Source organism: Actinomyces sp. zg328 (genome assembly GCF_009829635.1).
Lineage (GTDB): Bacteria > Actinomycetota > Actinomycetes > Actinomycetales > Actinomycetaceae > Actinomyces > Actinomyces marmotae.
Map to the genome: position 1 here is coordinate 1 of NZ_VWPE01000038.1, position 6,468 is coordinate 6,468.

Sequence of the window (6,468 nt, forward strand, 5' to 3'; positions counted from 1 at the left end):
GGGCCGACGCCCCGCGGGCCGTGCGAGGGCCGCGGGTGGGGGTCGCCCGGGACGGGCCCCGACCAGGTGGGACCGTACGCCGCCCCAGTGGCCGGCGCGCCCTGACCCGCGTCCCACGCGGGCCGGGGCTGCTCGGCCGGGGCCGACCATGCCCCGTCGGCCACCGGCCGAGCCGACTGCGGGGACCGGCCCGCGCGCTGTTGGCGCTGCGAGCTGATCAGCCAGATGAGCGCTCCGATGACGCCGACCGTCCACAGCAGGCGCCAGGTCATGCCCGCCCAGCCGGCGCCGAAGACCGCTCTCTCTCCCAGGCCCCAGTCGGGGCGGGCCGCCCCGGCGATGACGCAGACCACCGCGCCGAGGAAGCCCGCGCTCATATCACTGCTGAACGCCTGCTGCAGGTGGATGCGCCCGTCGCGCTCCTCGGGGAGCAGGGCCCAGGCCAGGCCGTAGGCGAGCAGGCCGATCCCCATGACGAGGGAGAGAACGGCGACGACGCAGCGCACGAGGATGAGATCGATGCCGAGGCGCTGGGCCAGGCCCCCGCACACGCCGCCGACGACGCGCTGCTCGGCGCGCACCACGCCGTTACGGCGCAGGGAGTCGAACAGGCCCGCCATGAAAGGGCGGTTGGGCTGGGTGGGCACGGCCCACGGGCCCATCGGTGGGCCGCCCGGCCCGCCGAGAGGATCTGAGGAGGGGGGGCCCGTGGGAGAGGGGGTCGTGCTCATGGCCCCATCCTGGCTCTTGCCGGCCCCGCGATCGATCGGGGGACACCCTGAGCGGCCCCTGAATTCTCCCAGGGCATCCCTGGTTCCCCCTCTCAGGAGCCCCCCTGCGCCCGCCCGCGTGCCACGATGGCGCTGTGAGCACGACGAGCATCCCCGCCCCCGAGCCATGGGGGAGGCCTGGCGCCGGCCCCTTCCCGGAGGCGGGCGCCAGGCCGGGCTCCCATCACGATCTCCCGCCGGGCGCTCCGTTGCCGCAGTCCCCCCTCCGTCAGCGCCTGCCCCTGCGGAGGCCGGATCGCCGCTCCCCGCTCGCCCCCGACGGCGGCCGGCGCTCCGGGCGCTGGTTCGTCGGCGTCGCCGCGGGCGTCGGGGCCCACCTGGGGGCCGACCCTCTCCTCATCCGCCTCGTCTTCGTCCTGCTGAGCGTGCAGACGGGGGTCGGGCTCTTGCTCTACGCGGCGCTGTGGATCTTCGTTCCCGCGGGCGACCCCTGGGGCGAGGCGGCCCGATCCGCGTCCGCCCTGCCCGTGGACCGCTCCCGCCTCGCTCCGCGCCAGGTGGCCGTGCCGGGTGGGGCCCCTGGCGATGAGCACTGGGCGGCGCGGGCCTGGCGCTCACTGCGCGGGGGCGCGAGCGGGGAGGGTAATCGGGCGCTCCAGGGCGCCGTCGTCCTCCTCGCCGCGGCGCTCCTGCTCGCGTCCTGGCGCGTCGAGCTGCTGCCGCGCACGGGCTCGCTCCTGCCGGCGCTCGTCATCGCCATGGGCGCGGGCCTGGCGTGGTCCCAGCTCGACGCCGTCACCAGCCCCGGCGGGCCCCGCGACCGCTGGGCCCTCGCCCGCCTGGCCGCCGGGCTTGCCCTGGCCGCCACCGGCATCCTCATGTGGCTCGCCTCCGACATCCCCCCGCGCGCCATGCTCACGGCCGGCCTGACCGGCGGCGCCCTCGTCCTGGGCATCGCGACCATCCTCGCCCCCTTCTGGCTGCGCACGAGCCGGGATCTGGCCGCCACGAGGTCCGCCGAGGCCCGCGCCGCCGAGCGCGCGGACATCGCCGCCCACCTCCATGATTCCGTCCTGCAGACCCTCACCCTCATCCGCAAGCGCGCCGGTGAGCCCGAGACGGTGGCGCGCCTGGCCCGCTCCCAGGAGCGCGAGCTGCGGGCCTGGCTGTACACCGACCGCCCCGAGGCCGGCGCTTCCGTGGCCGATGCCTTCCGGGACCTCGCCGGGGAGATCGAGGACCTCCATGGGGTGCCCGTCGACGTCGTGTGCGTCGGGGATCGCGCCCCCGACCGCGACACCGAGGCCATCGTCGCCGCCAGCCGCGAGGCCCTGTCCAATGCCGTGCGCCACGGGGAGCCCCCCGTCTCCCTGTACGTGGAGGCCTCCGAGAGCCTCATCGAGGCCTTCATCCGGGACCACGGCCCCGGCTTCGACCCCGGGGCGGCCTCGCCCGATCGCCACGGCGTGCGCGAGTCCATCATCGGCAGGATGGAGCGATATGGTGGGACCGCGCGGATTCGCCGCCTCGACAAAGGCACCGAGGTCCGGCTCGCGCTCCCCACCCATGCGACCTCCCGCGCGAACCAGGAGAGCCCGTCATGACCCAAGCCCAGCCGCCCGGAGCCGGGCCCCGATCCGACTCCTCCGCCTCCCCCGCGCAGCCGGCGGCCCCGCGCCTGAGGGTCCTCGTCGTCGACGACCACGCCCTGGTGCGCTCCGGGGTGCGCTCCGAGCTCGCCGCCCACGCCCCGGACATCGAGGTCATCGCCGAGGCCGACGATGTCGAGGGCGCCATCGCCGCCGTGCGCGCCCTGGCCCCCGACGTGGCGCTCCTGGACGTCCACCTGCCCGGCGGCAACGGCGGGGGAGGCGCGGAGGTCGCCGCCAGCTGCGCGGACGCCGAGGGGACCCGCTTCCTGGCGCTGTCCGTCTCCGACGCCGCCGAGGACGTCGTCGCCGTCATCCGGGCGGGCGCGCGCGGCTACGTCACCAAGGCGATCTCCACGCCCGACCTGGCCATGGCGATCAGGCGCGTGGCCGCCGGGGACGCCGCCTTTTCCCCTCGCCTGGCCGGGTTCGTCCTCGACGCCTTCGGCGCGCAGGCCGGGGAAGTGGCCATGGCCGACTCCGAGCTCGACCGCCTCTCCGCGCGCGAGCGCGAGGTCATGCGCCTCATCGCCCGCGGCTACACCTACAAGGAGTGCGCCGGCGAGCTGTTCATCTCCGTCAAGACCGTCGAGACCCACGTCTCCGCCGTCCTGCGCAAGCTCCAACTGTCCAACCGCAACGAGCTCACCCGCTGGGCTGCCGCCCACCGGATCGTCTGAGAGGACCCCGAGCCCCATGCCCCATCCCTGGCGCGCTGGCCGGGTCGAGCGCCTGGCCGTCCTGACCGCCCCGCGCGGCGCTGACGGCGCCCCCGCCGGATCCCTGCGCGTCCCGGCGCTCCTCGCCCTCCCGGGCGGCGATCTGCTCCTCGTCCACGACCTGCGCCCGCGCCCCGACGGCGACGCCTGGCGATCTCAGGGCGGAGCCCTCCCGGACGACCTGCCCAACCCCAACCGCCTGTGCCTGCGCCGCTCCGGCGACGGCGGCGCCACCTGGGACGAGCCGGTCCCGCTGGACCCCGACCCGGCGGTCCTGCCCGGGATCACGGGGATCTCGGACCCCTCCCTCATCGCCGCCCCTGACGGCGCCCTCCACCTCCTGGCCGCGGCCAGCTCGGGGGTGGGCCTCTTCGGCGCCCGCCCTCCCCGGCTCCCCTGGAGCCGCGGCGAGCTCCCCGAGCCCGGCACCATGCGCCTCCTGCACGCCGTCTCCTCAGACGAGGGCGCCACCTGGCATTGGCGCGACGCCACCGACGCGGCCCTGCCCAGCGCGCGGTGGCCCGACGGCGCCGTCCTCTTCCCGGTCTCGGGCCACGGCATCGCCACCTCGACCGGACTCGTCCAGCCCGTGGTCGTAGCCCTCGCCCCCCGCGAGGACGGCTCGCGGCCCTTGCGCTCGGCCTGCCTGCTGTCCGACGACGGCGCCGCCTGGCGCCTCGGCGCCCCCGTCCCGCTGGGCGATGGCGCCGCCGCGAGCCTGGCCGGGGGCGCCGCCACAAGCGGCACCGACGAGCACGCCATCGCCCCCGTGAGCCCCGCCGGGGACCTGCTCGTCATGAGCGCGCGCGACGCCGCCTATGGAGGCACCCGCCTGGAGTCCACGAGCGTCGACGGGGGCATGACGTGGACTCGCCCCGAGGCGGTCCGCGCCCTGAGCGACCCGGGCTGCAACGCGGGCATGGCGGGCCTGCCCGACGGCTCGCTCCTCCTGTCCCACTCCTCGGATCCCGCCGCCCGGCGCGCCGGCCGCCTCTCCGCGCGGGGGGTCGACGGCCAGTGGCGCGCACTAGCGGGGCTGACCGGTCCTGACGAGCCCTTCGGCTACTCCGACCTCGTGATCCTGCCCGGTCCCCAGGGGGTTCCCGGTGAGCCGGGCCCGGCGCGCGCCGTCGTCGCCGCCGAGGAGCCCGGTGCCGACGAGGGGGCGACGCGCCTGGTGATCCTCGCCATCGACTTGCGATGACCGCCCCGTGACAAGCCGGGAGCAGCGCCTGGGCCGTGACGCGATCCGTGCGAGGATACGGGGCGTGACCCAGACGAGCTCCCCCATGGGCGCCGCCGCCCCCGAGCGTGACGGCGACGGCGGTGACCACGACGAGAGCGCCGGCGTCATCGCCGCCGCCGCGGAGCGCGCCCGAGCCGGAGGCCTGGTCATCACCCCGACCGACACGGTCTACGGCATCGGAACCACCGCCGCCGACGCGGCCGCCGTCGCGCGCCTCCTGGACTCCAAGGGGCGCGGCCGCCAGATGCCCCCGCCCGTCCTCGTGGCGGGGCGGGACCAGCTCGACGGCGTCGTCGCCGATCCCCCCGACGCGGCCCTCGCCCTCATGGACGCCCTCTGGCCCGGCGCCCTGACCCTCGTCCTGGACGCCGCGCCCGCGCTGGCATGGGACCTGGGGGACACCGGCGGGACCATCGCCGTGCGCATGCCCGACCACCCCCTGGCCCTCGCCCTCCTGCGCGCCGCCGGCCCCATGGCCGTCACCAGCGCGAACCGCACGGGGGAGCCGCCGGCCACCGATGCCGCCAGCGCGAGGCGGGCCTTCCCCGGCCGCGTCACCGACGCCCCCGGCGCGCTCGCGGCCGAGGGGGGCCGGCCCAGCATCCTGCTCATCGACGGCGGGCCCACGCCCGGTCCCGTCCCCTCGACCATCGTCTCCCTGGCCGGTGACGACGCCACCAGGCCCCGTGTCCTGCGCCAGGGCCTTATCCCGGCCCACCGGATCGAGGAGGCCCTCAAGCCCCTGCTCGCCCCCCTGGCGGGCCCGAGCGCGGCGCCCGGGCCGGCGGAGGAGGGCCGCGCGTGAGGGTCTACCTGCTCATCCTGCTCATTGCCGCCGCGGCCACCTACATGTCCGTGCCGATCGTGCGGCACATCGCCCTCGTCTCCCACGCGCTCACCCCCGTGCGGGAGAGGGACGTCCACACCACGCCGATCCCCCGGCTCGGCGGCGTCGCCATGTTCGTCGGCCTGGCCACCGCCATCGCCGTGGCCTCGCGCATCCCCTACCTCGCCAGCACGATCGACGCCAGCGCCTGGGCGGTGGTCATCGGGGCGGGACTCGTGTGCCTCCTGGGCGTCGTCGACGACCTGTGGGAGCTCGACTGGATGACGAAGCTCGCCGGCCAGATCCTCGCCGCCGGCGTCATGGCCTCCCAGGGGGTCCAGCTCATCACCTTCCCCGTGGGGGGCCTGACCATCGGCTCCTCCCGGCTCTCCCTGGCCGCCACCGTGGTGGTCATCATCGTGGTCATCAACGCCGTCAACTTCGTCGACGGGCTCGACGGGCTGGCCGCGGGGATCATCGGGATCGGCGCCACGGCCTTCTTCATCTACGTCTACATCCTCACCAGGGCCACCAGCCCCCAGGCCTACGCCTCGCTGGCCGCCACCGTCATGGCCGCCCTCATCGGCGTGTGCCTGGGCTTCCTGCCCCACAACTTCAACCCCGCCACGATCTTCATGGGCGACTCCGGCTCCATGCAGCTCGGGCTCGTCTCCGCGGTGGGCACGATCATCGTCACCGGGCAGATCGACCCGGGCACGATCACCGGCTCCTCGGCCGTGCCCGTGTTCCTGCCCCTCATCCTGCCTGTCGCTATCCTCCTGATCCCCCTGACCGACATGCTCATGGCCGTCACCCGCCGGACCCTGGCGGGCAGGAGCCCCTTCCATCCCGACAAGCTCCACCTGCACCACCGGCTCCTCGCGGGCGGGCACTCGCACCGCCGGGCCGTCCTGACCATGTACCTGTGGGCCGCCATCGGATCCTTCTCCGTCGTGGCGCTGGCGATCCTGCCCTGGCGGCGAGTCGCCTGCGGCGCCCTCATCGCCGTCCTCATCGCGCTGGCCCTGACCACCGACATCCTCCCCGGCGTCGGCCCCGGGGCCAGGAAGCGCGCCCGCCACCAGGCCTCTCAGGCCTTCCGAGCCGCGGCGCCCCGCAGATCCCGCCCCCATGCGGCCCCCGGACCCGCCGCGGAGGCCCAGGCCCCCGACGCCGTCCCCGCGCCAGGGGAGCGACCGTGAGCGCGCCCGACGCGGTGGGGCGCCCCACCGCCCGGACCGCCGAGACGGCCTTCCGCGCTGCCGGGCGGCGGGTCGCCGTCATCGGCACCGCGCTG

The 6,468-nt window shown here is 76.1% G+C and carries 6 protein-coding genes; 5 read left to right on the forward strand and 1 reads right to left on the reverse strand.

The window, feature by feature from the left end:
- Window positions 1-731: PspC domain-containing protein (locus GVV75_RS09945; RefSeq protein WP_159814589.1), on the reverse strand; the 731-nt coding region annotated here is incomplete at its 3' end.
- 134 nt (window positions 732-865) lie between these two features.
- On the opposite strand from GVV75_RS09945, the gene GVV75_RS09950 reads away from it, so the two are divergent.
- From GVV75_RS09950 to GVV75_RS09970, 5 genes are all read left to right on the forward strand, one after another.
- Window positions 866-2,335 (forward strand): ATP-binding protein, encoded by a 1,470-nt coding sequence (locus GVV75_RS09950; protein ID WP_236266132.1) that lies wholly within the window; start codon window positions 866-868, stop codon window positions 2,333-2,335.
- Window positions 2,332-3,060 (forward strand): LuxR C-terminal-related transcriptional regulator, encoded by a 729-nt coding sequence (locus tag GVV75_RS09955; protein WP_236266133.1) that lies wholly within the window; start codon window positions 2,332-2,334, stop codon window positions 3,058-3,060. Before GVV75_RS09950 ends, GVV75_RS09955 begins: the two co-directional genes overlap by 4 nt.
- A gap of 16 nt (window positions 3,061-3,076) precedes the next feature.
- Entirely contained in the window at window positions 3,077-4,303 is a 1,227-nt protein-coding gene (locus GVV75_RS09960; protein WP_159814591.1) for a sialidase family protein, read from the forward strand.
- A gap of 64 nt (window positions 4,304-4,367) precedes the next feature.
- Window positions 4,368-5,150 carry an L-threonylcarbamoyladenylate synthase gene (locus tag GVV75_RS09965; RefSeq protein WP_236266134.1) on the forward strand — a complete coding sequence of 261 codons (783 nt, stop codon included), beginning with the start codon at window positions 4,368-4,370 and terminating at the stop codon, window positions 5,148-5,150.
- Window positions 5,147-6,373, forward strand: coding sequence for an MraY family glycosyltransferase (locus GVV75_RS09970; RefSeq protein ID WP_159718088.1), 1,227 nt, complete (start codon window positions 5,147-5,149; stop codon window positions 6,371-6,373). Before GVV75_RS09965 ends, GVV75_RS09970 begins: the two co-directional genes overlap by 4 nt.
- Window positions 6,374-6,468 lie beyond the last annotated feature (95 nt).